Consider the following 26,260-nt stretch of genomic DNA (forward strand, 5'->3'; position numbering starts at 1 on the left):
AATGTGACATCTCAATAATCAACCCATCCTTTAAGATATGCCATTCGATTCATTTGGCGTATGTTACGTCGAGCTTTGTACATTGCTAATGTCCTCCCTTCATGGTAAAAACGAACCAATCCATTGGGAGATTCTTGTTTTCGCCCTACTCTCCCAGCAATTTGCACGAGCGCATCAGCTGTAAAATGATGACTATCCATTACCCATACATCTAGAAACGCCATTGTAAAACCTCGTTCTAAAATCGTTGTTGTTAAGACAATTTGATACATACCATTTCTAAGCTGTTGTACTTTTTCTAATCTATCAGCATCTTCACTATAGACATAACACATGTTTTTGAAAGTTGTACGATATGCACTATAAAAGCGTTTCATGTTTTCAATATTACTAAAAAACAGTAATGTCGTACGTTGACGGTTCATTTGATTTTTTAACTCACTTATAAGACTATGTTGTGCTTGTGAATATTTTATTTTCATGTAGCGGAATTCTGGTACAACTAGAGGATGACGGTGAAACCGTGCAGGTAACGTAATGATTTGAGTAGCATGAAACGAACGCATGAGAGGTTTTGGAGGTGTAGCAGTCATGTATATACAGGCATGTGTCGCGCGTGCAGCCCGTGCAATCGTTTGTTGTAACTGTCGATCCATCGAGAGTGGAAATGCATCCACTTCATCTATGAAAATGACATCAAAATGATTTTTAAATCGGTATAATTGATGCACTGTTGCAATGACAAAATGACCATTGTATTTTTGTCTACTCGACTGATGTAAAATATCAATTTCTTCTCTTGTAAACGTTTGACATACACGTTGACTCACTTCTACCACTACATCTACACGCGGCGAGACGATGGCAATATTGTCTCCTTTTTGACGTGCTACAGAAATGGCTTCAAACATCATCTCAGTCTTGCCGGCACCTGTAACCGCATGCAAAAGTAACGGTTGCTTTGATTCGACGGCAGATACTATTTTGCGAGAGGCATACGTTTGCTGTTCAGATAGTGAAAATGGCAGCTGATAATATCCGTCACTCTTCATTCTTTTCGTTTGAGTTATAACAACATGGCGCTTTGTATCCATCCTCCCCATCGCAATACAATTCCGACAATATATAATATCTTCTTTGAAAAAAGGGCTTTTATAACAGTAAAAGTGAAACCTCTCCGTTGTACCACATTGGATACACTTAAAACCTTTATCTGTTTGACAAACACCAGGCGTGGTTTCAGCAATTTTTTCATCCGTTAAAGTATCAGGTAATCTAACTAATTGACCATATCGTTTCAATGAATGCCTCCTTTCACTTATATACTCGATCTAACGCGGTCATTTACTTTTCCCATTTTCATTACATCATTTATTTGCCACTGCATATATTAAAATAAAAAACAGCAACAACATTCTTATGAATGCGCTACTGTTTAAGCAATTAATACAATTCAATATGTCTATTCACAACACCTATGCCAAAGCCACCTAGTCCTAAGTGAGAAGAGATGACGGGGCCGAATTCAGAGAAAATGATGTTTTTTTCAGGATACTTGGCTTTTAAATCATTCAATACACGTTGCGATTCATCTTTGTTGTCTCCACCAATAATTATTACCGTTGCAATGTTATATTGATTGGACATTTCAATCGCTTTATCTTCAATCAATTTTAGCGCCTTCTTTTTCGTGCGAACTTTTTCGTAAGGTACAATGAGACCATCTTCAAATGTTAAAACAGGTTTCATTTTTAGTAAATTACCTATCCAAGCTTGTGCACCTGTGATGCGACCACTTTTACTTAAGTTTTTCAAATCATCCACAACGAGGTAGGCACCTGTGTGTTGACGCATATCTTCTAAATCTTCTAAAATCTCGTCAATATGCTTTCCCTCATTAATCAAATCAATGGCTCTAATGACAAGGGCACCTTCAACTAGACATGCGATTTTGGAATCAATGGGGTGAACATTAATCCCCTCAACCATCGAAGCGGCTTGAACAGAGGTTTGATATGCACCACTAATACCGCTAGATAAATGTACTGTAATGACATCTGTATATCCCTCAGCTTTATAAGCTTCAAATGCATGAATCATTTCTCCTATAGCTGGTTGACTTGTTGTCGGTATTGAATTTGATTTTGCTAATATTGAATAAAATTCTTCTGAAGTGATGGATTCATTTTCTTTATGATTTTCGCCATTTTCTAACGTAATACTTAACGGCACTACACGGATATTATTTTCTTTTAAATAGTGTTGAGGAATGTAACTTGTTGAATCTGTCATAACAGCTATTTTCATTTTTTCTTGTCCTCCTAAATTTTGAACAAAATTCATCTTTATAACTTAATGGAGAGCGAATAAAATCTAATGATCTATGATTTCATTAAAAGATCTACCGCCTATTCAATGTCAATCTCAGAAAGTAACGCTAATACACTTATATTAAACAACATATTTAAGATGTCATCGTATGGTACTTTTTAATTTTTGATTAATACTATCATACAATCTTTTATATCAAATTTCAGTCATTTAAGCTATTGATTTTTTTCAAGTTCAACTATAAATTATAGTATAATCATCATACACACTTTTGTAGATTGGAGATGGGCTTGTGGAAGATAACATCATTACTATAAAGGACGAACATATCATTGAAAATGTAATTAGTAAATCACGCTTTATCGCGCATATAAAGCCAGTTCAATCTGAAGAGGAAGCAAAAGCGTTTATAGATGCTAAGAAAAAAGAACACCGCGAAGCAACTCATAATTGTTCCGCATATACAATTGGAGATACGATGCATATTCAAAAAGCGAATGATGACGGTGAGCCTAGTGGTACTGCCGGTGTGCCTATGTTAGAGATGTTAAAAAAACACGAGATACATAATGCCGCTGTCGTGGTTACGCGTTATTTTGGTGGTATTAAATTAGGGACTGGCGGTTTAATTCGTGCATATGGAGGCGCTGTGCGAGATGTGATTAAAGCAGTGGGACGCGTGGAACTGAAACCAGCCATCCCATGTCATGTCACTATTGCTTATGATCTGACAGGAAAGTTCGAATATGAACTTCAATCCACCTCTTTTTATTTAAGAGATACAACATATACAGATAAAGTTACGTATCACATTGATGTCATAGAAGCAGAACGTGACGCATTTATACAATTTCTAAATCAACATACGCAAGGTCAATTTGATTTAACTGAAAAAGACGTCAAACCGCTCGCATTTGATATTGAAACATAAAAAATCCTGTTACTTTTAAGCACGTGTTGCTTAAAGTAACAGGATTTCTATTTTGTATGTCGACGAGATATTAAATTTAATAATGGCCGATAATCATCATCGATAAGTCCGGTAAATTCAACAATAAGTTCAATTGTGACAATGATGAGGATGATTGTTAAAAAGACACCCCATGGTTGGGATAAATATAAAATAACGCTCACGACACTAAACATGATTGCCATCGCATATATTAAAATAACTGTTTGTCTATGCGTATAGCCTAAATCTAATAATTTATGATGAAGATGGGATTTATCCGCTTGCATAATATGCTGTCCTTGCTTCACTCTTCGAATCATCGCAAATAATGTGTCAATAAATGGCACCGCTAAAATAACGATTGGGAAGAATAATGATATAAACGTAATATTTTTAAACCCTAATAAAGATAAGAAGCCGATTATAAATCCTAGTAATAAAGCCCCACTATCTCCAAGAAAGATTTTAGCAGGATGAAAATTAAATACAAGAAATCCTAATAGCGAACCGATGAGGACACTACAAATCATGATAATAAATATATTTCCTTGCAAGATTGCGATAAATGCGATTGTCACTAACGCAATCATAGAGACACCGGCAGCCAAACCGTCTAAACCATCAATTAAATTAATCGCATTCGTTATTGCTACAATCCAAAATATCGTAATTGGAATACTAAATAAACCGAAATGAATTGTCGGTCCAATCGGAATTGATATGAAATCAATCGTCACACCATAATAAACGACAATGGTCGCAGCAAAAATTTGCCCAATCAATTTTAATATTGGCTTTAAATCGTATAAATCATCAATAAGACCAACGAAATAAATGACGATAGCACCCAGTAATAGCGGTTTGATTTCACGTTCAATAGGAGCACCGAGCCAAATTCCTATGAAAAAAGATAGCAATATCGCTGAACCACCTAACATTGAAATAGGTTTCGTATGTATTTTCCTAAAGTTAGGACGATCAACGATATCTAATTTTTTGGAAACTGCTATTACTATAGGTGTTAAGATTAAGCTGACAATCATTGAAAATACTATCAACGTTAGAGTATACATCCGTTCACCTACAAATTTCAAAATAATATATCTGTTACATTTTAATTTTAAATTTAAAAACAACTGTTTCAGTCAAACAATCTGATTATATAGTAACACGAAATGACATGTAAGGCATCACTGTTCAATATAATCTTAAAAATACATGATGCTAAAAGTAATGTAGCGCTGTCAAATAGTTATTTTCATTCTAACAAATTTAAGTATTATGTATGAATAATTTCATATATATAATTTTATATAAAAAGACTTCTCTTCATAACCTCTATGTTCTATATAACAACCAATAATTGATATCATTACACCGTTTAAAACGTGTGCTTTCTCTCACATAGCATTGGAGCATAAATTATCATCACATAATAAAAAAAACGGTACATTACACGTACTTTTAAACTAACATATTTTGAAACGACCCACTATGGGCACATGAGATTTTCTAGATGTTCATACATAATTGTATTCATTGTCACTTAAATCTATTCTAAATCATAAATATAATACACAGTTAATTAAATATTTTCTATAATTAAGTTCTTTTTTAACGCTTTTTGTTTTATGATAAAGCCTTTGATATAGATAAACACACGTTATACAAGCCCTTTGACATATACTTCACCGAACCCCAAAAGAAATATTTTTTTATTTTTCCAATTATTTTTTTGCATTTTTCTAAAATTTTTGTATAATAGATTTATATTAATGAAAGGAGTTTTTATATGAACAAAAAATTATGTAGTTTTGTGTTGCTCAGTTTAGTCTTTTCTCTAAGCACTACTTCTGTCGCTAATGCCGAGGTGAATTCACAAATTAATACAGCTGACAAACAGCATGTACAAGTCAATGTTGCTGATAAAGGCGTTCCTGTTGCCGTTCAAAACTTGGCTCAAAAAGAGTACCTTTCTTACGTCACTTCTTTAGACAAATTATATAACAAAGAAAAATCATCCTACACATTAGGTGAACCTTTCAAAATCTATAAGTTTAATAAAAAAAGTGATGGTAACTATTACTTCCCTGTATTAGATGAGAAAGGTAACGTCTCTTACATTGTTACAATATCTCCTAAAACCGCTAAAAATCCTGATTTAAAATCGAATTATACGATTAACGTCTCTCCATTTTTATCAAAAGCTTTAAATCAATACAAAAATCAAGACATTACAATTTTAACCAATTCTAAAGGTTATTATGTGCTCACTCGAAATCATAAAGCTAAACAAGTTTTAAAAACCCCACGTTTAAGTAAAGATAATTTAAAAGAATCAGATGATACATCGAAAGTGACAGATATTACTGAATTCAAACATAAAGCCTCTGTTACAAAACCTACACGTCAATATCAAAAAAATACTGCGACATATAATAATATGTACGTAAATAAACTTAAAAACTTCAAAATCCGTGAACAACAAGGTAATAATGGTTGGTGTGCGGGTTATACAATGGCTGCATTATTAAATGCCACTTACAATACTGATAAGTATTATGCTGAAGGTGTAATGAGGTATCTTCACCCAGATTTAACTGGCGAAGATTTTCAATTTACTGGTTTAACCTCTGATGAAATGATTAAATTTGGAAGAGATCAAGGTAGAGACCCAAAATTATTAAACAGAATGACTTCATATGATGAAGTAAATGATCTCACTAATCAAAATAAAGGGATTGCCATTTTAGGAAAACAAATTGAATCCACTAATGGTCTTCATGCTGGTCATGCAATGGCTGTAGTTGGAAATGCAAAATTGGAAAACGGTAAAGAAGTCATTATCGTTTGGAATCCATGGGATAGAGATTTTATGACACAAGATGCACAAAGTAGAGTTATTCCAGTATCTAATGGTGATCATTATCACTGGTATTCTTCTATCTACGGATATTAATAGCGATTAAATTAGAAAGGATTTTATAGTATGACACATTTTGACGTATTTAGTATAGATAAACAATGTTCTATCGAGGAAACGCAAGATCTTCTTCATTTACTTAAGGGAGAGTGGTACCCTGAAGGTATAGATACGAAACCTTTGAAGTTTAAACTGGACTCACCTGATGCTTCTCATTTTATATGTGAACGCGTCAATAAAACACGCCATGATATTTTACTGTATCATAAAAAGAACAGCTCAATTATTATAGAAATACACATCGCTCATCCAACTGAAATTATACTAAATATTAAAAATGTAAATGCTTTAGGAACCTCACCTAAAATGACTTTTATCAAGAAGTAACACCCTGTGTTTTTAAATAAGCAACTCTCCTTCGCTCATAAATTTCATAAATATATTTTGCCCTTTTTATAAAGAGAGGTGGCGGCGTCATCGGTTAAATTTATTTTCTCCGCCCACCTCAAATCATTGATTGTAGATGCAAACTATTGAAAGCCTTCAAAATTCTCACTTGAATTTCGAAGGCTTTCTTCACTGTGACTCCCCGCAATATACGTTTAAATACATACTTGAAGGTGAACTTTTTATATTATGAATAAAATCAATCTGAGATTTACAATTACTTAACAATATCACCATTTATTTAATGACAAAATGTAACTTTTCACTTACAATAACATAGGGTTAAGTAAAGGAGTCATAACTATGATTGAAGCCATTATTTATAATATATCAGTATCCATTGCTGGTATCTATCTATTTCACCGTCTTCAATATGCAGAATCTCACGATTTTAGGTTCTCAAAAAGTTATATTACTGTATTGATGACGATTGTTGGATTATTACTGGCACTTTATCCAGTTCCTATTGAAACATATCACATTCAACTTTCATTTGTTCCTTTATTATTTTTAGGCCGTTATACGAATGCGTTCTATACATTTATATCGGCATTACTGATTGCAACAGTGAGCTACTTTGTCCTAGCGACACCATTAATATTTGCAATTACACTTTTAATGATAGCAATCGTAGTGAGTACTATTGGACCATTTATAAGACAAAATCATATTATTGCCATTCAAATTTTAAATATTATTACAATCGTACTACTATGTATCATCGCCATATTTGTACCGAGTTTCGATATCATTGAAGTCTTATATTTACTCCCATTATCCATCATTGCGACATTAATCACTGCACTTTTTTATGTTGATTTACATCGGTTCTTTACTCTCATTGATCGTTACGATAACGAAAGTAAAATTGATTATTTAACCGGCTTAGGAAATGTAAAAGAGTTTGATCGTCATCTTAATGCACTCACGCAACGTGCTGAAGCTAAAAAACAAAGTCTCGCATTAATATTAATTGATATCGATGGGTTCAAAGATGTAAATGATGCGCATTCACATGAGGCTGGTGATGCTATTTTAAAACAGATTTCACACTTACTTCAAAATTATGTGCCACCAAAACATAAAATCTTTAGAAACGGTGGCGAAGAGTTTTCTATTGTTATTAAAAATTATTCATTAGATGAATGTGTGAAATTAGCCGAAAGTATCCGTAAAGGGGTAGAAAAATCTAATTTTCATTTACCTAATAAATCGGTTATTAAGTTATCAGTTTCTATTGGTGTAGGCTATTTAACAAATGAAGATTACAAATCACAACGTAAGGTCTTTAAAGATGCAGACGATATGTTGCATATCGCTAAAAATGAAGGTCGTAATAAAGTGATGTTTAATCCAATTATTAAACTCAAATAACAAACCATCTAAGATAGTTGTCAACTCCCGAAGTCATTGCATGTAACAGAACGATTTCGGGAGTTACACTTATATATCTTTAGATGGTTTCATTTATGTTGCTGTATAGGTGACAATAACAAAATGAATAACCTCACCGACTAGCACGTCACGAAATATGAGATAATGGGATAAGAATCCTGATGTTATTTATTCAATAAACATGTTAAGTGATTGAAACATGCCAACATTATATCAAATGATGGTCCAAACTATTCTGTTTTTGAAATCACACACATGATAAATTATCAACGTTTTCTACCTCAGTCTCTTGCAACATCACCCTATCACATGTAGACTGACAATTGATTTAAAAGATAAGGAGGAGAAGCACATGGCAGATTCCTTAACAATTATCGATGAAAATAAAGTCATTGATGTTGTGCTATTAGCTGGAAAAGTTTTATTAGAAAGTGGTGCCGAAACATACCGTGTTGAAGATACCATGGGGCGAATTGCGGCGAGTTTTGGTCTCGAAGATACGTACGCATTTGTCACATCAACAGCAATCATGTTTTCATTAAACGACCGTACGAATACGCGTTTAGTACGTGTACGCGAAAGAACAACAGATCTTGAAAAGATTGCGATTGCCAATAATGTTTCTCGAAAAATTTCGCAAAATCAACTGACTTTAGATCAAGCAAAATCCGAGTTAATCCATCTTGAGCATGCGTCACTACAATATTCGTTTATTCTAAAATTTATTTCAGCTGCCATTGCTTCTGGGTTCTTTCTATTTATGTTTGGTGGCGTCGCGCATGATTTTATTTATGCTGTTATGGCTGGTGCCGGTGCATTTTTAACATTTGACCTCGTTCAACGCTATATTCAAATTAAATTTTTCTCTGAATTTATAAGTTCCATGGTTGTTATTACTATTGCTGCCTCTTTTACAAAGTTAGGAATGACGGTCAACCAAGATATCATAACGATTGCTGGGGTTATGCCCTTAGTTCCTGGTATTTTAATTACCAACGCTATACGTGATTTAATGGCTGGAGAACTCCTTGCAGGTATGTCACGCGGTGTTGAAGCTGCGCTTACTGCATTTGCTATTGGGGCTGGCGTAGCAGTCGTATTAATTATATTTTAGGAAGGTGTGTAGAAAATGACGTATATGTTTTATTATATTGCTCAATTTTTAATCAGTTTTATTTCCACAATGTTATTTTCAATAATCTTTAACGCACCTAAAAAATTACTTGTTGCTGTAGGTTTTGTTGGCGCAATGGGATGGATCATTTATAAATTCACGATTGATTTAAATTATGGAGCTGTTCCGGCCGCCTTTTTAGGCAGCTTTATTTTAGGTGTAATGAGTCACGTTATGAGCCGGCGTTACAAACGTCCTGTTATTATCTTTATCGTCCCTGGTATTATTCCACTTGTACCCGGTGGCGCCGCTTATGAAGCGACACGGTTACTTGTTTCAAATGAATATACCAAAGCTGTGAACCAATTTTTAGAAGTTACTTTAACTTCTGGCGCGATTGCATTCGGGATATTATGTGCTGAAATCTTTTATTACATTTATACGCGAATGAAACACCACTATGCTAAACTAAAAGGTAAGTCTTACAAAAGAGGCTATCATATGAATAATCGTATATAAGGGAGTGTTAACATGAAAGCAAACATCATCGAAAGATTAGAACGTTATGTCAAAATTAATACACAATCCGACCCCAACAGCGAATCGACACCATCTTCTAGCGTACAGTGGGATTTACTACGTTTATTAGAAGATGAACTTAAATCAATGGGTTTGAAAACGGAATTAGATGGCCATGGGTATTTATTTGCCACGCTTGAAAGTAACACGCAAAAAACCGTTCCTACAGTTGGATTTTTAGCACATGTAGACACATCCCCTGACTTTAATGCTAAAGACGTATCACCTCAAATTGTCGAAAACTATGACGGCGGTATCATTCATTTAGGCGATTCTGGCAAAACTATAGATCCTCAAGTTTTTCCTGATATGCATCAAGTCAAAGGCCATACATTAATGACTACCGATGGTACAACTCTCCTCGGTGCGGATGATAAAGCCGGCATTGTAGAAATCATGGAGGCACTGCAATTTTTAATCGATCACCCAGAAATTAAACACGGACGCATACGCATTGGATTTACTCCTGACGAGGAAATTGGACGCGGGCCACATCAATTCGATGTCGAACGATTTAATGCTGATTTTGCTTATACGATGGATGGCAGTCAGTTAGGCGAATTGCAATTTGAAAGCTTTAACGCTGCTGAAGCGCACATCTTCTTTGAAGGAGTCAATGTGCACCCAGGTTCTGCTAAAGATAAAATGGTGAATGCCCTATCGCTCGCAACGTCATTTCACTCACAATTGCCTAAAAAAGAAGTTCCTGAACATACTGAAGGTTATGAAGGCTTTTACCATTTAACAGAAATGAATGGCACTGTTGAAAAAGCATCGTTACACTATATCATACGTGATCATGACTATGAAACATTTGAAAAACGCAAACAAAAATTGATTCAACTTCAAAAAGACATTAACACGCAATACTACTACGATCCTGTTCGTATTGTGATTAATGACCAATATCGCAATATGGCTGAAAAAATCACGCCACATCCGCAAATTATTGAAATACCAAAACGTGTTTATAAAGCGTTGGACATTACACCAAATACTGCACCAATACGCGGTGGGACGGACGGCTCTCAATTGTCATTTATGGGCCTCCCTACACCGAATTTATTTACAGGTTGTGATCATTTTCATGGTCCATATGAATACGCATCAATTGATGTGATGGCACAAGCTATCAAAGTCATTGTAGGTATTGTTCAAGAAATTGAAAAAGAAGCATAAATAAAACCGGCGAAATTAGGAAAGTCATCATTCCTAACTTCGTCGGTTTCTTTATAAAGATGCTTTTAATAAATTGATAGATTGAATTACATGTGTACGGAGTTGCACTCCTAATTTAAAATCTGGATAAAGCGGTGGCATTTCATCAAATAAATTGAACATTGCAGTTATACCTTGTTTTTCATAACGTTCAAATTTCTCAGAAGTACCGCATATGGCTACAGCAACTTTATCATATTGATGGGCTAATTCAGCAATACGTAATGATGACGTATCAATAACCAAATCACGTTCATTGATGCCTTCACCAAAGATGATAAGGTCAGCTTGTTTGACTAAAGATTCGAGACCAGTAATTTGATCTACCAGTTCGTGACTTGTCATTAATTCAGCATTAAACATTGCTTTAAATACAGCAGCAATACCCCCACCAGCGCCACCACGCTCAATGTGACCCAATGATAGTTGTAACTCGTGTTTTAAAATCTCACTGAAATACCAAATTAAATTGTCGATTTCAACCGCTTCATCACGCGATAAGTGTAATGCTTGGTAACTTTGTAAAATGGCACTATGCTTACCGTACATTTTACTATCAAAATCAATCAGAATTTGAAAGTGCGTTTGATTCAATCTTTCATCTAGTCCACGCGTATCTATACGACGGATATGCTTCAGTTGATTTAATCCTTTTCGCATATCTACAATCTCGCCATCATCGTTATAAAATACTGCACCTAACGCTTGTAACAATCCTGCACCGCCGTCAAATGTGTCAGTTCCTCCAACAGATATCGCTATTGTTTTCGCATTTTTACTTAAAGCATGATGAATGACTTCACCAAGGCCGTAACTTGTATGATTCAAATAATTAGATGTTCCCTTTAAAAATTGTTCAGCTTGAATCACGGTCAAACCATCTTCTGTTTGACCGTAACGCACTTCTATATCATTCATTTCTGCATCATGCGCCTGAATACGATATTGTGTTCCTGATTTCCACATAAATACAGAATTTAATAATTCGTGTCGACCATTAAATAATGGTACTTGCACGATGTCTGCATCTTTAATTTGACTCGCAACCGCTTCTTCAACATACCGGTTGGCGTCATAACTTGAAAGGATGCCATTAAATTCGTCCATCGCTACGAGTACTCTCATATTTGTCACCTCTTGACATGTTTAATTATTATCCATTATAGCCTTGCTTGATATTTAAATACAAATGAACAGAACGCTAATAGGTCATGACATTTAACCTAAAAGCGTTCTTAATCACTTTACTCAGCTTTAGCTAATGTTGCGACAGTAATTTGATCATGATTGCCATGCCAAGTCGCTGTACCATTCACAAAATAGAATGCTTGGGGTGACTCATGTTTAACCCCTGTTTTCTCTTCAATATAATTGGATAATTCGCGTTCTTCTTGAACGATGAGATAATACCCATCCATATCCCTTTCATAAAGGAATTTATTAAATTGATCCATTGCACGTTCTGATATCGGGCACGTATTACTATGTTTTAATACAAAGATATATGGATTCTGTTGGATGACTTGTTCAAACTGATCAATAGACGTCAGCTTCGTCGCCATACTTTTCACCTCTAAGTTATTTTCTTGTTTATTATTTTATTCGTACATCTTGTGTATTTTCTCAATGGTATTCATTATACACATAATCTAAGTTATTGTTAACCTTATTTTAAAAAACGATATTCCCAGTTAAGGAAATGTTATTGCAATTTACTTTCAATTTCATCATTTTTTTCATTATATTTCGCTTCATAAGCCTCTAATTCTTCAGGCGTTTTAACAATCTGTTTAATATTTATTTTAGATAAACGGTGACTATAAGTCGCACTTTGGGCACGTTCTTTATAAAAATCTTCTAAAGCATAATTCATTTGAATCGCATTTTGGCGTGCTTTATTTACGTTTGCATCGTTAATGCGCAGTTGATTTAATGTTTTTACATTTTGTTCAATAACTGGCACTACTTCTGATTTAATACTTTCAGATTGTTGACGCCCATCTTTTTCTTCAAGCACATTCGTGGCCACTCTCTTAATATGCGCATTTTGATTAATGAGCGTTTCTTCAAGTTGCTCACTTTCATTATTGCCATTTTGTGTCGCTTTAGATGCCATTAAATTGCGCTCTACCTTTGAACGTAATGCGTCAAATTTTTGAGTATGCGCTACAATATTTTCGTTTGATTCAATTGTTTGTAAATACAATGAAAGGAACGCTTCTATTCGTTTAAGTGCATGTTCTTTTTTCTTCACTGCTTCCATATAGGTTGTTTTTAGAGTATCTAACTCATGATTGTTTGCGGGTAATTGATTTGCCGCTTTTTTGTAGACATTAAATTTTGGCTCTAACGTATGTTGCATCGTTTCGTTTTTCTTTTCAAACAATGCTTTATTATCCTCTATAGCATCATTACGATTTATTGATTTAAGTTGTTCTAAATGAGCTGCCTCAAGTTCATTATAATAAGCTTTTTCTTTTTGTTCGACTATTTTCATTTTATGGTCAAAAGTTGCTTTTTCTTGCGCATTATGATGACCACAACCTACAAGTGCCAATAGCATTAAAATTACAAGTAAACATAAGAAAATATGCTTCATAGCATCCCTCCTTATAGATTTTTCTCCAATCATATTCAACTTAAAAATGATGTATGGTATAGTAGTTCAGAATTTATGAATAATAAAAGGAGTATACGATGTATCACCACGTTCAACCATTTATCTCAAAATCATCTCAAATGAACTATAACGAACAGTATCAAGCATACCGTGAAATATTATTTAACCTTTTAGACTCACCTATTAAAAGTACCCAACATATAGGTGGAACAAAACATTTTAACTACCCTACTGAACCAATCCTTGATATTTTGGTCGGTGTTGATAATTTACATGATATTACCTCTTTAGATGAAAAGCGTTTGAATTACGCTGGATTTTATCGTATACATCAGCCAATGTATAAAAAAGTACTAATGGCAAAGTTCAATAATTTAACTGAATTAAAACAAACCGTACGATTACACATTATTCAACGCAACACTGAAACATATCATCAGTATGAAGCACTAGATGCATTACTCACTTCAAATCCAATGGCAATAGCACAATTTAAAGCATTTAAGACAGACATTTCATCAACATTATCTATTCGAGAATATGAAAATCTTAAGAATGAACATTTCAAAAATTTGTTACACCTCAACCAATCAAATTAACGTTACGAGATGACTTTGGAGGCTCAAAAGCGTTAAAATAAAAGTAATGAAATCAAAGAAAGGATGTTATTTTTGGATAACGCTAACATCTTACAACAATTAAAAGAAATCATCCCAGAACATATCATCAAAGTAAACGAACCACTAAAACGCTACACATATACGAAAACTGGAGGTAACGCGGATTTTTATATCACGCCTCATAAATATGAAGAGGTTCAAGCTGTTGTTAAATATGCTTACAATGCTGGCATTCCTTTAACTTATTTAGGCAATGGTTCAAATATTATCATTCGTGATGGTGGTATTAGAGGCATTGTCCTTAGCCTTTTAGAACTCAATTATATCGATGCTTCGGATACAACGATAATCGCTGGCAGTGGTGCAGCTATTATTGATGTTTCACGAAAAGCGAGAGATTTATCTTTAACAGGTCTTGAGTTTGCATGTGGCATTCCCGGTTCAGTAGGTGGTGCTGTTTATATGAATGCAGGGGCATATGGCGGAGAAATTAAAGATGTCATTGATTATGCGCGTGTTATTAATGAAAAAGGTGAAATGATTCAACTTACGCATAATGAATTAGAGCTTGATTATCGTAATAGCATTATTCAACAAGAACATTATGTCGTATTAGAGGCCGCTTTTACTTTAGCACCTGGGAAACAAGCTGACATTCAAAGTGTGATGGATGATTTAACTGAGCGTCGTGAATCTAAACAACCATTAGAGTATCCTTCTTGTGGCAGTGTATTCCGTCGACCACCAGGCTACTTTGCTGGAAAACTCATCCAAGATGCGCATCTTCAAGGTCACCGCATCGGTGGTGTAGAAGTGTCAACGAAACACGCTGGATTTATGGTAAATGTTGATCATGGTACGGCAACAGACTATGAAGACTTAATTCATTATGTACAAAAAGTCGTAAAATCTAAATTTGATGTTACATTAGAACGCGAAGTGCGTATTATTGGCGAAAAAATAGACGAACGTCAGTAAAGGAGTAGAAATGATGCCTACTGTTTATGGTCAAGTCATTGATGATGAAACACGTTGTGTCCATTATTCAACTATACTAGATGTTATTGCGATTAAGTTTAAATGTTGTAATAAATATTACCCGTGTTACAAATGTCATAACGAAGCGGAATCTCACCGACCTAAACGGTGGAAAGAACATGAATTTAATGAAAAGGCAATTTTATGTGGTGTTTGTAAGCATGAAATGACGATTAATGAGTATATGCTTATAGAAGCATGCCCTCGGTGTAATGCACATTTCAACAGTCGTTGTAAGCTACATTACCATTTATATTTCGAAATATAAAAAAGCATATTGTGGCTAAGATTTGAATATACTTAGCCACAATATGCTTTTTTTGTTTTATTTATCATCAAATATAAAATCTTCGTCTTTAAGTCCTTCAACATTTAAAGCAAGGACATATCCGTCCCCTTTTACTGAGAAGAAGTCATGATTTTTCGTAGATGTATCTAACGCATTTTCAATAATCGGATTGAATTCGCGTTCCTCAAAATAAGGTTCAAATCCAAGGTTTGATAATGCTTTGTTACCGTTATAGCGTACGTAGTTCAATACGTCTTCTTCAAGACCTAAAGGCGCATATAATTCACGTGTATATGACGCTTCATTTTGGTAAAGCTCTTCAAGCAATTTATACATTTCCTGATCTGCTTTTAATTTTTCACTTTCAGATAATTCATTACGTAAATGTTGTGCATCAAGACCAGTGAAAACACCATGAATCGATTCATCAAGTAAAATTTTACGAATGATTTCTCCTGACGTTGTCATACGACCTTGTCCTGCAAGATAGAGTGGATAATAAAACCCAGAGTAAAATAGGAATGTTTCTAAAAATACACTCGCTACTCTTGCCATATATTGATCATAAATTGAGGCTTCTTCTCCCCAGAGTTTATGATACGTACCAACAATTTTTTCAGATTTAAATTTTAAGTGCGGTTCTTGTAACACCCATTCATCTAATAAATAGTTCGTTTCTTTAGATGGCAGCAGCGTAGTAAAAATATGCGAATAACTTTTCGCATGGATTTGTTCCATCATACCCATAAATGCATACACTGCTTTTTTACGTAAGTCTTTCGTATGCAACATGATGAGTGGCATGCCATCATCTGCTTGATGTGTGTCTAATCCTGTTAAACCCGCAAGCGCTTTTTTAAAGGCATTTTGTTCATCGTCTGTTAATGTTTTCCAACTTGCAATATCTTTTGAAACTTTAAATTCTGTTTCTACCCACATTTGTGCAATATTTTGGCGCCAAAACATATTTGTCATATCTTCTTGAGTATTCCAATTTACAGCTATCATCGCAATTTAGATCTCCTATTCTTATCTTATTATGATGAATGAGAGATAATATTCATACATGCTACATGTATCTTTAATATTACCTCTCTTCAAATGAGTCTGATATTCCCTTCATACCAATCAACTCATACCTGGATATTACGTGTAAGGTTTGTACACATTGATTCTCCATAACGTAAATGCGTCCCCCATACATTTAGAAACCCATTGAAATTAAACTGAACAACTCGTACATTCTTCAACACTTAATAATTTGTTACGTGTGTAGTATAACGATTTCAATCCTTTATAATGTGCATAGACATAGAGACGTGATAATTCACGTGTCGAAATTTCAGAGTTAACATAAAGAATTGTCGAGATACCTTGGTCTATATGTGTTTGGATAGTTGCAATAAGGTCAATCAGTTTCATTTGATCCGTATTGAATGCTGATTTGTAATACCACATTGTTTGTGGAGATAAAAATGGCATAGGATAAAATGTTTCTGCATTACCATACGTACGACGTTCAATTTGATCCACGATTGGCATGACTGAACTTGTCGCATTTTGTACGTACGAAATACTTTGTGTTGGCGCAATCGCTAGACGATAAGCATGATATAAACCGTATTGTTGTACCTCATGTTGTAACGCTTTCCAATCTTCTTTAGTCGGAATCGTGTGATGTGCAAATAATGCTTTTACTTTATCATACTTTGGTAAAAAGTCTTGCGTCGTATATTTTTCAAAATAACGCCCATTTGCATAATCCGATTTATCGAAATCTGCAAACTTTTCGCCACGTTCTTTAGCAATTTCCATTGAACGTTCTAATGAATAGAAATTCATCATCATAAAAAAAACATTTGCGAAATCTTTTGCTTCTTCAGATTCGTAATTAATTTGATTTTTAGCTAAAAACCCGTGTAAGTTCATGACACCTAAACCTACAGAGTGTAATTCACGGTTTGCTTTTTTGACACCAGGGGCATTTTGGATATTGGCTTCGTCACTGACGAATGTGAGCGCGTCCATCCCTGTATGAACAGAATCTCTAAAACGATTGGATTCCATTACATTCACAATATTTAAAGAACCTAAATTACATGAAATATCACGTTTAATTTCATCTTCAACACCGTAGTCATTAATAATTGACGTTTCTTGAAGTTGGAAGATTTCTGTACACAAATTACTCATTTTAATTTGGCCAATATTGGCATTTGGATGTACTTTATTGGCGTTGTCTTTAAACATTAAATAAGGATATCCAGATTGTAACTGCGTTTGCGCAATCATATTTAACATTTCACGCGCATCTTTAGACTTTTTCATGATGTTTGGATTTTCAACCAGACGATCGTAATATTCATCAATATCAATATCATCTAATGTCACACCATATTCTGCCTCAACAGTATGCGGTGCAAACATGAAGAAATCTTTGCCTTCCTTCGCGAGTTCAAAAAACTTAGAAGGCACAATTAAACCTGTAGAAATTGTAGATAATCGTAAGTCTTCGTCCGCATTTACTTTTTTAGTATCTAAAAATTCCTCGACATCATAATGGAAAATATTTAAATATACAGCACCCGCACCTGGTCGTTGGCCAAGTTGATCCGCATAACTAAATCCGCCCTCAAGTGCTTTTGCAACAGGTAGCACACCTTTAGCCACACCTTTAATGCCTTTAATTGCTTCACCACGTGCACGTAGTTTAGAAAGGTTAATGGCTACACCGCCACCAATTTTACTAAGTTGTTTGGCTGTTGAATCTATAAAGTTAATTGAATTTAAGCTATCGTCCACTTCTAATAAAAAACAAGACACAAGCTCTCCACGACGCGCACGACCCGCATTTAAAAAGGTCGGTGTCGCTGGTTGATAGCGTTGTTCAATCATGGCACGTACAAATTGCTTTGCCAATTCAACTTGTCCATTTGCTAAATAAAGTGACACTATCACAACATGTTGATGATAATTTTCAAGATATTTGGCTTTATCATTTGTTTTTAACGCATAGTCTTTAAAAAATTTACTTGCTGACATATAACTTGCAAAATGGAATGGAATAGCATTAGCAAAGGTGATAATTTCATTTAATTTTTCTTCGCTGTAATCTTTAAATACATTATAGTAGAAGTTTTGATCAACTAAAAAATGTAAACGTTCTATTTCACTATCGAATTTTACTGTTTTATCGTCAATTTCTTCTAAGTAAACTTCAAGCGCTTGTTGATCTTTTTCTAGATCAAAAAAGCCTGTTTCATTACGCTTAGTGACTTGGTTATTCAATTCGATATGATTATACTGCTTTTGTTCCATTGTCTTCATAAAAATTAACCACCTTCTCCTTAAATTCCTTCGTATCTTGTATACTTCCATGCAATTCAAATTTCATTAACAATGGGACATTATATTCATCTGCAATCGCAATGCCCGCTTTTGCAAAATTTTGTCCCCAATTTCGATTACCGCTAGCGGCTACACCTCTTAAATTGTCATGGTTTACATTTAAAAATTGTTTTACTGGCTGAGGTACCTCACCAAAGCCAATAGTCCCTGTTACAATAATAAATGGGTCCTCAATACGCTCTGAGGCACAGTTTTCAGTCAACTCCATTGTGTCGGTAAGCTCTGTTCGTTTAATAAAACGTTTAACATTTCCTGTAAAAGAATAAAATACCACTTTCATACTCAAGGACTTCCTTTCTTGTGCGCTATTAAACGTGCTTTGACTCAACATGTTGCTTATCTATTTAATCTGGTTACTTATCATTTGTGTATGACGTATGGCGCATTATGTTTTATTGGTAAAATAAAAAAGAGTTAAATAACAGAAGATAGCAATCTCTTAATAAAATGACATAGACGCGAACATATATTTCGGTTGTTTTAATCATTTAAATGAGGGTGTGATAAAAGCGTTCCCCTTTTCTTTTAGTGTTAACCGACTGATTAAACGTAACTACAAGATGTTGTAAATGAGAGGGTTTTCATCCTCATCCAAAAGTGTAATCTTGCTTACTACTTGTAGTTTCGTATTATGTATTACCCCTTTAAAACACTATATATTGTGTTTAACGTTCTAAGTTCATACTATATTATGTGTTTCATTGTACATCAGTCGCCATAGTTTTTAAAGCAGAAAAAAATTTTTTTGACACCGATTGTCACCAAATGCGGTCATATCAACAAATGAAAATTCATGAAAATTGAAAGCCTAATTTTTATCAATTTATCTATCTAATATGGCTTGACTTTCGATGCAGAAAGTAGTATTATACCGAACATTTGTTCGTTTTTAGTGTAACGTTATTATGAAATTTTTGCAACTTCTTATGCATAAAAGATGAAACTATGCTACTATAAACACATTGATTTTAAAAATAAGAGGCGATATTATGAATTCAAAAATGAAAGGCATCATCGCTATCTTGATATCTGCTATTGGATTTAGTTTTATGGCAGTTTTTTTTCGTCTTGCTGGTGATTTACCAGTCTTTCAAAAATCATTAGCACGTAATTTAGTCGCGATGTTGATACCCTTATTTTTTATTATAAAATATCAGCAACCCATGTTTGGTAAGCTAAGTAGCCAACCCCTTTTGATCACACGCTCAATACTTGGATTAACGGGTGTACTTCTTAATATTTATGCCATCGATCATATGGTTTTAAGTGATGCTGACATTTTAATGAAACTTAACCCCTTTTGGACGATTCTATTAAGTCTTATCTTCTTAAAAGAATACATTCAAAAATATCAAATTACAGCAATGATGATTGCCATTATTGGTATGTTGTTTGTAGTCAAACCTGAATTTTCATCAGATATCATACCTGCCTTAATGGGCTTATTATCTGGTATTTTTGCAGCAGCAGCCTATACAGCAGTGCGTGCATTGAGTACGAGAGAGGCACCTTATACGATTGTTTTTTATTTCTCACTATTTTCAGTCGTTGCACTTTTTCCGTTCGTCATATTTACGTATCAACCTATGACAACAATACAAATCATTTATCTTGTTTTAGCCGGACTATCCGCAGCTGTGGGTCAAATCGGAATTACTGTTGCCTATAGTTATGCACCTGCAAAAGACATATCTATTTTCACTTACGCATCTATTATCTTTACTGCATGTATAGGTTTTATTTTATTTGGCGAATCCCCCGATTTTATCGCTGTCATCGGTTACGTCATTATTTTAAGCGCAAGTTACTTTATGTTTGAAAAAGCAAGACAAGAAACACGTGCTCAACAATCTCATAAAAACACATCAAATTAATGGAGGTCATACTATGACAGAAGGACGTTCTAAAGACGAACTGCAAGACATCACTTTACTTGGCAATCAAAATAACAAATATGAATTTGATTACCGCCCTGATGTGCTCGAATCATTTGATAATAAACACCAAGGGCGCGACTATTTTGTGAAATTCAATTGTCCAGAATTCACATCTTTATGTCCAATTACGGGACAACCCGACTTTGCAACAATTTATATTTCATATATTCCAAATGTTAAAATGGTCGAATCTAAATCATTAAAATTATACTTATTTAGTTTTAGAAATCATGGCGATTTTCATGAAGACTGCATGAATATTATTATGAATGATTTAATTGACTTAATGGATCCTCACTACATCGAAGTTTGGGGCAAATTTACGCCACGTGGCGGTATTTCAATCGATCCTTATACAAACTATGGTCGCCCTAATTCAAAATATGAAAAAATGGCCGAACATCGTCTCATGAATCACGATATGTATCCTGAAAATATTGATAACCGATAAGCATTGATTTGTTATTAATTTTAACGATTATGCTTCAAATTGCATAAAGCGGTTTGTCTTTAACCATTGATACATTATAGCTATTTACCTTAAGCGTTCAAGCGCAATGAAATTGAACATACAACTCCGTTTGGAAACAGTGCACATTTTACATCTTAAATAGTTCGGTTTCTACCAACTGAAGACTTATATCACCTTCAAAATTCACATTATGATGAATTTTGAAGGTTTTTTGATTTTGCTTTATCAATATTATTGTGAAGTAGTATTTAATATTAAAAACATGGCATTTAGTTAGCATTTGTCACGAATTTGCCTCTGAATCATTCAAAATTTACTGAATTTTCTTGTTAAAAATTTACATTAGGTTTAAAATGGTTCTATGTTCAACATTTAGGGGGGAAATGATTAGATGAATCAACACTATAGCAAAGAAGAAATCCTTGCTAGTACGCCCCGCAAAGGGTTCTTCGGGCATCCAAAAGGGTTAAGTACACTCTTTTTCACAGAATTCTGGGAACGATTTAGTTATTATGGTATGAGAGCAATTTTAGCTTATTATATCTATTACTCCGTCTCAAATGGTGGATTTGGACTTGATCAAGGATTAGCACTACAAATTGTATCCATTTATGGTGCACTTATTTATATGAGTGGTGTTATTGGCGGTTGGATTGCCGATCGTATTACAGGTACTCGACACGCACTATTTTATGGTGGCGTTCTTATTATGGTCGGTCACATTCTTTTATCACTGCCGAACAACTTCACATTACTTCTTATTGCGTTACTATTTTTAATTATTGGTACAGGGCTATTAAAACCTAATATTTCATCAACTGTTGGGCTTCTTTATGATAAAAATGACCCACGCTTAGACGCAGCATTTACCATTTTTTACATGTCGATCAATTTAGGTGCATTAATTTCGCCATTACTTGTAGGATGGACACAAGCCAATATTGGTTTCCATTTAGGTTTTGCAATTGCCGCTGTAGGTATGTTCCTTGGATTGCTCACTTATTTAATTACGAACAAGAAAAATTTAGGTGTGGCTGGTCTCGAAGTACCAGACCCTTTATCTAAAGCAGAACGTATTAAAATTATTAAAATTGTTGCCATCGTAGTTGTAGTTCTAGCATTATTAACATTGGTGTCAGCTTATTTAAATATGATGACGTTGTCTAATTTTGCTAACTTGGTAACAATTCTTGGCGTTGTCATTCCATTATTATACTTCGGTAAAATCATTATCAGTAAGAAAACAAAAAGTTATGAGCGCAAACGCGTTTTTGCATATTTTCCATTATTCATAGCATCCGTTGCGTTCTGGATGATTCAAGAACAAGGTTCTACAGTCCTCGCACAATTCGCTGACACTAAAACACAATTGAGTTTAGCTAAAGTAACAGGTGGTCTCATTGATTTCCATATCCCGCCTGCATGGTTCCAATCATTAAATCCATTTTTTATTGTATTATTGGCGCCATTGTTTTCTATTCTTTGGGTAAAATTAGGACGCTTTAATCCTCCTACTGTACTTAAATTTGCTATTGGTGTTATTTTAGCGGGTGTCTCTTATTTAATTATGGTCGTGCCATTATCAGCGGACGCACCGTTAATAAATCCATTTTGGTTAATCGCGAGTTTCCTAATCGTAACGTTAGGTGAATTATGTATTTCTCCAATTGGATTATCTACGACAACAAAGTTGGCACCTGAAGCATTTACTGCTCAAATGATGAGTATTTGGTTCTTATCCAATGCAATGGCTCAAGGTTTAAATGCTCAGATGGTTGAAGTTTATACATCTATCGACCCTAACAAGTATTTTATGTATTCAGGTATTGTCGCTATTGTTATCGGTATATTACTTTTCCTCATCTCACCATTCATTAGAAAATTAATGCAAGGTGTAAAATAAATACGTTACATGCAAGCTATGCCCTTCAAAATAGTTATCTACGAACGTTGAGGGGCTATTTATTTGCGCTCTAGTAATGATTTTAATGATGGCGCGAAAGTGAGAGAAGCACCTTTATTCAATTTCTTAATAGCCATGTACGAGTGCTCTCATTTCAGAAGAGTCAAATCCCCTTTTTATATAGCCATCGTATGTTCCCCCACACTAAAGCAATGTTTATCCTTACGGTTGATTTTTTAACGAATTCACATAAAGAGGATTAAAAAACATTTCAATGCGGTATATATGTCAGTAAATAGGTTTAATGAAAGAAGGAAGTTGTATGGCATATCAATATAACAATGGATTATTATTTTATCATCAACATTCAGGGTTAAATAAAATTCATGAAGGGTTAGGCGAAGTCACTGTCGCATTAACACAATTATGCAAGAAGTTCTCAATTCAACTGAGTGAAAACGAAGGAGATATCGAACGTTATTGCGAACAAATTGCGCAGTCCAATAACGCTGATGACATTGATGTTCTTTTTATTTTAGGCGGTGACGGTACAGTCAATGAATTAATCAATGGTGTCTTAAAAAATGAATTAGACCTTCCTGTTGGAGTAATTCCAGGAGGGACATTTAATGATTTTGCAAAGACGTTAAACCTTTCAAACAATGCAGGTGATGCAGCACATGATCTACTTCTATCAGAACCTAAATCTTATGATGTGATGAAAGTGAATGACCAATATGCTTTAAATTTTGCGGGAATTGGACTTATGGTTCAAAATGCTGAAAATGTAGAGGGTAAGTCTAAAGATGTTTTCGGAAAACTAAGTTACATTTCCTCAACTTTTAAAACTTTAGCCAATCCAGAACATTTTAATTATGACCTTGAAATCGATGGAAAAACTTACTCCGGTGAAACCTCAATGATTCTTTTCGCCAATGGCCGTTTTATTGGTGGTGGTAAAATACCAATGACCGATTTGTCACCTTCTGATGGTCAGTTAAGTACATTTGTTTTCAATAACTATAGTATTAGTATTCTTAAAGACATGTTTAGTTTGCGAGATAGTATGACATGGAATGAGATTAGTGAGAATATTAAACACATCCCAAGTCATCATATCCATTTGTCGACTTCTCCTAAGATGCGTGTTGATGTGGATGGTGAAATTAATTTTGAAACACCTATCACCATTGAGATACACCCTCAAAAGATCAAATTGTTAACGGCGTCTGAAGCTAATCAAAATAATTAAAAAGGAATGGGGCCACTTTCACAGCCCCATTCCTTTTATTTTACTTAATAATGTTTTACCACTATGCCCCTAAAAAGTATGCTTCGACTTCTTTCCAATTATTTAGGCGTTCAAAGTCAGTATTATCACGATTATGTGGCGCTGAAAACATTAACGGTTTCCCTGTATGAATACCTAGTTGTTTTGGATTATCATCAATGAGATAATCTGTAGCCACAATATTTTTACGACCACAAAATACAAATTGTTGTGAATCTAAAAATGGAAAATGTTCTTTGAGCCATTCATATTTATCGTGGAATGAAGATGGCACATCCATAGCAGCCGTAACAATATAAATATCATAATGATTAGATAATTTACGCACAACCTCTTGTGCATCTTCTATCACTTTAAGACGTCTAAAGAAGCCATCAGAAGCGAGAATATCTCTAATTTCAGCAGCATGTTCAGGCATAATATCATAAATTTTCTTGCCTAAAATGTGTTCTACAGTCACACCTAATTGTGTTCGTCGGTTAAACTCATCTATTATTGCACCAAACGTATCTGCAAGCACTTCATCCATATCGATGCCTATCGATTGTCTCATAATTTCAAATCGCTCCTTGTTTACTTCATTAGGTCGATTATATCAAACACAAGATTGGAATTCATGTTATCAGTTTAGAATTGTGCTAACACCTCACGGATGACATCATTTTGTTCAGGAAAACCTAAAGTAATACGAACACCGTTAGGGAATAAGCGCGCGATGATACCTGCTCTTAATAAGGCTTCATTTAATTCTGAAGCTTGAGACGTTTCGACAAAAATAAAGTTAGTTTGCGATGGATAAATTTTAAGATTCGTATCAATGGCATAGCATTTTTGGCGCTCTGCATCATTGATCTCAACCGCTTTTTGTAAATGGGTTTGATCTTTAAGTGCTGCTAATGCTGCCTGTTCTGAAAGACGCGTCGTGTTAAATGGTGGGCGTAATACGTTGAGCTTAGAGGCTAATGTATCCGTCGTAATCAGATACCCGATACGCAAGGCTGCGAGTGCATATGCTTTAGAAAACGTTCGTAACATTGCGACATTCGGATAAATTTCCATTAATTCAAGTGTCCGCGGAAAATCGTCTGCAGTCACATACTCAGCATACGCTTCATCTAAAATAATGGTAACATCTGATGGTACTTTTTTAATAAAAGCCTCAATCGCATCATGTGAATGATACGTACCTGTCGGATTGTTAGGATTACAAATCCATACTACTGATGTAGATGCATCTACCGCTTCTGCAATCGCGTCTAAATCGAATTTACCATCTTTTAAAGGCACTTGAACCATATTCGCATCTTCAACTACTGCATTATGATAATATTGCCCAAATGTTGCCTCGCTTGTTACCACTTTATCCCCTGCACGTAATAATGCTCTCGAAATAATAACAATCATCTCATCAAGACCCGCGCCAAAGAGAATACGATTCGGATCGATATGATAGTGGTCTGCGATAGCTTGCTGTAATAATGGCGCATTCGGTTCTGGATATAAATATAAATCATCAACATGTGTTTGGATGGCTTCTTTTACTTTTGGAGAAGGTCCAAAGACGTTTTCATTTGACGCATGTTTATGCAAATCACCTTCAATACCATATTTCTTTTTTAGCGCCTCTGGTGATAACCCAGGTTGATATGCACGTAATTGTGCAATTTGCGATTTCATGAACGACCGCCTCCAATATTCAGAATTTTTAAAATATGTTTTCTAT

At 34.5% G+C, this 26,260-nt stretch carries 25 protein-coding genes; 14 read left to right on the plus strand and 11 right to left on the minus strand.

The features are described from left to right. Positions 1-11 precede the first annotated feature (11 nt). Together G8Y85_RS06630 and fakB1 are read right to left on the minus strand one after the other, a co-directional pair. Positions 12-1,301 carry a DEAD/DEAH box helicase family protein gene (locus tag G8Y85_RS06630; protein ID WP_209104208.1) on the minus strand — a complete coding sequence of 430 codons (1,290 nt, stop codon included), beginning with the start codon at positions 1,299-1,301 and terminating at the stop codon, positions 12-14. 142 nt (positions 1,302-1,443) lie between these two features. Beyond that, positions 1,444-2,307: a fatty acid kinase binding subunit FakB1 gene (gene fakB1, locus G8Y85_RS06635; RefSeq protein WP_241954769.1), complete on the minus strand. Its 864-nt coding sequence runs from the start codon at positions 2,305-2,307 to the stop codon at positions 1,444-1,446. Positions 2,308-2,623: 316 nt separating this feature from the next. Here fakB1 and G8Y85_RS06640 point away from each other — a divergent pair, with 316 nt between their 5' ends. Beyond that, entirely contained in the window at positions 2,624-3,262 is a 639-nt protein-coding gene (locus tag G8Y85_RS06640; protein WP_103346398.1) for a YigZ family protein, read from the plus strand. Positions 3,263-3,309: 47 nt separating this feature from the next. Here the strand turns inward: G8Y85_RS06640 and G8Y85_RS06645 are convergent, their stop codons facing one another. Next, complete coding sequence (locus G8Y85_RS06645; RefSeq protein ID WP_060552449.1) at positions 3,310-4,356, minus strand: glycosyltransferase family 4 protein; 1,047 nt, start codon at positions 4,354-4,356, stop codon at positions 3,310-3,312. Between the two features lie 719 nt (positions 4,357-5,075). Between G8Y85_RS06645 and G8Y85_RS06650 the strand changes: the two genes are divergently transcribed. The 6 genes from G8Y85_RS06650 to pepT all read left to right on the plus strand — a co-directional run bounded on the left by G8Y85_RS06650 (position 5,076) and on the right by pepT (position 10,920). After that, a complete protein-coding gene (locus tag G8Y85_RS06650) occupies positions 5,076-6,242 on the plus strand; it encodes a C47 family peptidase (RefSeq protein ID WP_105971485.1) in 1,167 nt (388 codons plus the stop codon). A 30-nt stretch (positions 6,243-6,272) separates the two neighbouring features. Then, positions 6,273-6,593 carry a staphostatin A gene (locus G8Y85_RS06655; protein WP_060552447.1) on the plus strand — a complete coding sequence of 107 codons (321 nt, stop codon included), beginning with the start codon at positions 6,273-6,275 and terminating at the stop codon, positions 6,591-6,593. A 363-nt stretch (positions 6,594-6,956) separates the two neighbouring features. Continuing rightward, the gene (gdpS, locus tag G8Y85_RS06660; RefSeq protein ID WP_037567855.1) at positions 6,957-8,027 is read left to right on the plus strand and encodes a GGDEF domain-containing protein GdpS; all 1,071 of its coding nucleotides are present in this window, start codon (positions 6,957-6,959) and stop codon (positions 8,025-8,027) included. Positions 8,028-8,400: 373 nt separating this feature from the next. Then, on the plus strand, positions 8,401-9,162 hold the full coding sequence (locus G8Y85_RS06665; protein ID WP_037567853.1) for a threonine/serine exporter family protein: 762 nt from the start codon (positions 8,401-8,403) through the stop codon (positions 9,160-9,162). Positions 9,163-9,186: 24 nt separating this feature from the next. Further along, complete coding sequence (locus G8Y85_RS06670) at positions 9,187-9,681, plus strand: threonine/serine exporter family protein (protein WP_037567866.1); 495 nt, start codon at positions 9,187-9,189, stop codon at positions 9,679-9,681. Positions 9,682-9,693: 12 nt separating this feature from the next. Then, positions 9,694-10,920, plus strand: a complete 1,227-nt coding sequence (gene pepT, locus G8Y85_RS06675; protein ID WP_060552446.1) for a peptidase T — start codon at positions 9,694-9,696, stop codon at positions 10,918-10,920. Positions 10,921-10,971: 51 nt separating this feature from the next. Here pepT and G8Y85_RS06680 read toward each other — a convergent pair whose 3' ends face one another. From G8Y85_RS06680 to G8Y85_RS06690, 3 genes are all read right to left on the minus strand, one after another. Continuing rightward, positions 10,972-12,084: a glycerate kinase gene (locus G8Y85_RS06680; protein WP_085622714.1), complete on the minus strand. Its 1,113-nt coding sequence runs from the start codon at positions 12,082-12,084 to the stop codon at positions 10,972-10,974. 119 nt (positions 12,085-12,203) lie between these two features. Further along, positions 12,204-12,521 carry a bacillithiol system redox-active protein YtxJ gene (ytxJ, locus tag G8Y85_RS06685; protein ID WP_037567847.1) on the minus strand — a complete coding sequence of 106 codons (318 nt, stop codon included), beginning with the start codon at positions 12,519-12,521 and terminating at the stop codon, positions 12,204-12,206. Between the two features lie 140 nt (positions 12,522-12,661). Next, the gene (locus tag G8Y85_RS06690) at positions 12,662-13,558 is read right to left on the minus strand and encodes an EMYY motif lipoprotein (RefSeq protein ID WP_157950521.1); all 897 of its coding nucleotides are present in this window, start codon (positions 13,556-13,558) and stop codon (positions 12,662-12,664) included. 98 nt (positions 13,559-13,656) lie between these two features. Here G8Y85_RS06690 and G8Y85_RS06695 point away from each other — a divergent pair, with 98 nt between their 5' ends. The 3 genes from G8Y85_RS06695 (at position 13,657) to G8Y85_RS06705 (ending at position 15,505) form a co-directional block, all read left to right on the plus strand. Further along, positions 13,657-14,178, plus strand: coding sequence for a GrpB family protein (locus tag G8Y85_RS06695; RefSeq protein ID WP_037567844.1), 522 nt, complete (start codon positions 13,657-13,659; stop codon positions 14,176-14,178). A 72-nt stretch (positions 14,179-14,250) separates the two neighbouring features. Beyond that, positions 14,251-15,177: a UDP-N-acetylmuramate dehydrogenase gene (murB, locus tag G8Y85_RS06700; RefSeq protein ID WP_086375128.1), complete on the plus strand. Its 927-nt coding sequence runs from the start codon at positions 14,251-14,253 to the stop codon at positions 15,175-15,177. A gap of 13 nt (positions 15,178-15,190) precedes the next feature. Next, the gene (locus G8Y85_RS06705; protein ID WP_037567840.1) at positions 15,191-15,505 is read left to right on the plus strand and encodes a CHY zinc finger protein; all 315 of its coding nucleotides are present in this window, start codon (positions 15,191-15,193) and stop codon (positions 15,503-15,505) included. Positions 15,506-15,562: 57 nt separating this feature from the next. On the opposite strand, the gene nrdF is transcribed toward G8Y85_RS06705, so the two are convergent. The 3 genes from nrdF to nrdI all read right to left on the minus strand — a co-directional run bounded on the left by nrdF (position 15,563) and on the right by nrdI (position 19,214). Next, a complete protein-coding gene (gene nrdF, locus G8Y85_RS06710; RefSeq protein ID WP_037567838.1) occupies positions 15,563-16,534 on the minus strand; it encodes a class 1b ribonucleoside-diphosphate reductase subunit beta in 972 nt (323 codons plus the stop codon). Positions 16,535-16,747: 213 nt separating this feature from the next. Next, the gene (gene nrdE / locus G8Y85_RS06715) at positions 16,748-18,853 is read right to left on the minus strand and encodes a class 1b ribonucleoside-diphosphate reductase subunit alpha (protein WP_060552442.1); all 2,106 of its coding nucleotides are present in this window, start codon (positions 18,851-18,853) and stop codon (positions 16,748-16,750) included. After that, positions 18,825-19,214 carry a class Ib ribonucleoside-diphosphate reductase assembly flavoprotein NrdI gene (nrdI, locus tag G8Y85_RS06720; protein WP_037567834.1) on the minus strand — a complete coding sequence of 130 codons (390 nt, stop codon included), beginning with the start codon at positions 19,212-19,214 and terminating at the stop codon, positions 18,825-18,827. The genes nrdE and nrdI overlap by 29 nt, the downstream gene beginning before the upstream one ends. 709 nt (positions 19,215-19,923) lie before the next feature. On the opposite strand from nrdI, the gene G8Y85_RS06725 reads away from it, so the two are divergent. The 4 genes from G8Y85_RS06725 (at position 19,924) to G8Y85_RS06740 (ending at position 24,498) form a co-directional block, all read left to right on the plus strand. After that, positions 19,924-20,808, plus strand: a complete 885-nt coding sequence (locus G8Y85_RS06725; protein ID WP_165805599.1) for a DMT family transporter — start codon at positions 19,924-19,926, stop codon at positions 20,806-20,808. A 13-nt stretch (positions 20,809-20,821) separates the two neighbouring features. Further along, positions 20,822-21,322 carry a preQ(1) synthase gene (gene queF, locus G8Y85_RS06730; protein WP_037567828.1) on the plus strand — a complete coding sequence of 167 codons (501 nt, stop codon included), beginning with the start codon at positions 20,822-20,824 and terminating at the stop codon, positions 21,320-21,322. 412 nt (positions 21,323-21,734) lie between these two features. Next, positions 21,735-23,246 carry a peptide MFS transporter gene (locus tag G8Y85_RS06735; protein ID WP_037567826.1) on the plus strand — a complete coding sequence of 504 codons (1,512 nt, stop codon included), beginning with the start codon at positions 21,735-21,737 and terminating at the stop codon, positions 23,244-23,246. Positions 23,247-23,568: 322 nt separating this feature from the next. Further along, positions 23,569-24,498, plus strand: coding sequence for a diacylglycerol/lipid kinase family protein (locus G8Y85_RS06740; protein ID WP_037567823.1), 930 nt, complete (start codon positions 23,569-23,571; stop codon positions 24,496-24,498). Positions 24,499-24,559: 61 nt separating this feature from the next. Here the strand turns inward: G8Y85_RS06740 and G8Y85_RS06745 are convergent, their stop codons facing one another. Continuing rightward, a complete protein-coding gene (locus G8Y85_RS06745; protein ID WP_081858238.1) occupies positions 24,560-25,090 on the minus strand; it encodes a 5' nucleotidase, NT5C type in 531 nt (176 codons plus the stop codon). Positions 25,091-25,164: 74 nt separating this feature from the next. Next, positions 25,165-26,214, minus strand: coding sequence for a histidinol-phosphate transaminase (hisC, locus tag G8Y85_RS06750; protein ID WP_103346037.1), 1,050 nt, complete (start codon positions 26,212-26,214; stop codon positions 25,165-25,167). Positions 26,215-26,260 lie beyond the last annotated feature (46 nt).

It is taken from the genome of Staphylococcus sp. 11007852 (assembly GCF_011394325.1).
Lineage (GTDB): Bacteria > Bacillota > Bacilli > Staphylococcales > Staphylococcaceae > Staphylococcus > Staphylococcus agnetis.

What these genes read in the sequence shown, in the direction of transcription:
- fakB1 (WP_241954769.1), bottom strand. Translation starts at nt 2,307, where the DNA reads ATGAAAATAGCTGTTATGACAGATTCAACAAGTTACATTCCTCAACAC.
- G8Y85_RS06645 (WP_060552449.1), bottom strand. Translation starts at nt 4,356, where the DNA reads ATGTATACTCTAACGTTGATAGTATTTTCAATGATTGTCAGCTTAATC.
- G8Y85_RS06650 (WP_105971485.1), top strand. Translation starts at nt 5,076, where the DNA reads ATGAACAAAAAATTATGTAGTTTTGTGTTGCTCAGTTTAGTCTTTTCT.
- G8Y85_RS06655 (WP_060552447.1), top strand. Translation starts at nt 6,273, where the DNA reads ATGACACATTTTGACGTATTTAGTATAGATAAACAATGTTCTATCGAG.
- gdpS (WP_037567855.1), top strand. Translation starts at nt 6,957, where the DNA reads ATGATTGAAGCCATTATTTATAATATATCAGTATCCATTGCTGGTATC.
- G8Y85_RS06665 (WP_037567853.1), top strand. Translation starts at nt 8,401, where the DNA reads ATGGCAGATTCCTTAACAATTATCGATGAAAATAAAGTCATTGATGTT.
- G8Y85_RS06670 (WP_037567866.1), top strand. Translation starts at nt 9,187, where the DNA reads ATGTTTTATTATATTGCTCAATTTTTAATCAGTTTTATTTCCACAATG.
- pepT (WP_060552446.1), top strand. Translation starts at nt 9,694, where the DNA reads ATGAAAGCAAACATCATCGAAAGATTAGAACGTTATGTCAAAATTAAT.
- G8Y85_RS06680 (WP_085622714.1), bottom strand. Translation starts at nt 12,084, where the DNA reads ATGAGAGTACTCGTAGCGATGGACGAATTTAATGGCATCCTTTCAAGT.
- ytxJ (WP_037567847.1), bottom strand. Translation starts at nt 12,521, where the DNA reads ATGGCGACGAAGCTGACGTCTATTGATCAGTTTGAACAAGTCATCCAA.
- G8Y85_RS06690 (WP_157950521.1), bottom strand. Translation starts at nt 13,558, where the DNA reads ATGAAGCATATTTTCTTATGTTTACTTGTAATTTTAATGCTATTGGCA.
- G8Y85_RS06695 (WP_037567844.1), top strand. Translation starts at nt 13,657, where the DNA reads ATGTATCACCACGTTCAACCATTTATCTCAAAATCATCTCAAATGAAC.
- G8Y85_RS06705 (WP_037567840.1), top strand. Translation starts at nt 15,191, where the DNA reads ATGCCTACTGTTTATGGTCAAGTCATTGATGATGAAACACGTTGTGTC.
- nrdF (WP_037567838.1), bottom strand. Translation starts at nt 16,534, where the DNA reads ATGATAGCTGTAAATTGGAATACTCAAGAAGATATGACAAATATGTTT.
- nrdE (WP_060552442.1), bottom strand. Translation starts at nt 18,853, where the DNA reads ATGAAGACAATGGAACAAAAGCAGTATAATCATATCGAATTGAATAAC.
- nrdI (WP_037567834.1), bottom strand. Translation starts at nt 19,214, where the DNA reads ATGAAAGTGGTATTTTATTCTTTTACAGGAAATGTTAAACGTTTTATT.
- G8Y85_RS06725 (WP_165805599.1), top strand. Translation starts at nt 19,924, where the DNA reads ATGAATTCAAAAATGAAAGGCATCATCGCTATCTTGATATCTGCTATT.
- queF (WP_037567828.1), top strand. Translation starts at nt 20,822, where the DNA reads ATGACAGAAGGACGTTCTAAAGACGAACTGCAAGACATCACTTTACTT.
- G8Y85_RS06735 (WP_037567826.1), top strand. Translation starts at nt 21,735, where the DNA reads ATGAATCAACACTATAGCAAAGAAGAAATCCTTGCTAGTACGCCCCGC.
- G8Y85_RS06740 (WP_037567823.1), top strand. Translation starts at nt 23,569, where the DNA reads ATGGCATATCAATATAACAATGGATTATTATTTTATCATCAACATTCA.
- G8Y85_RS06745 (WP_081858238.1), bottom strand. Translation starts at nt 25,090, where the DNA reads ATGAGACAATCGATAGGCATCGATATGGATGAAGTGCTTGCAGATACG.
- hisC (WP_103346037.1), bottom strand. Translation starts at nt 26,214, where the DNA reads ATGAAATCGCAAATTGCACAATTACGTGCATATCAACCTGGGTTATCA.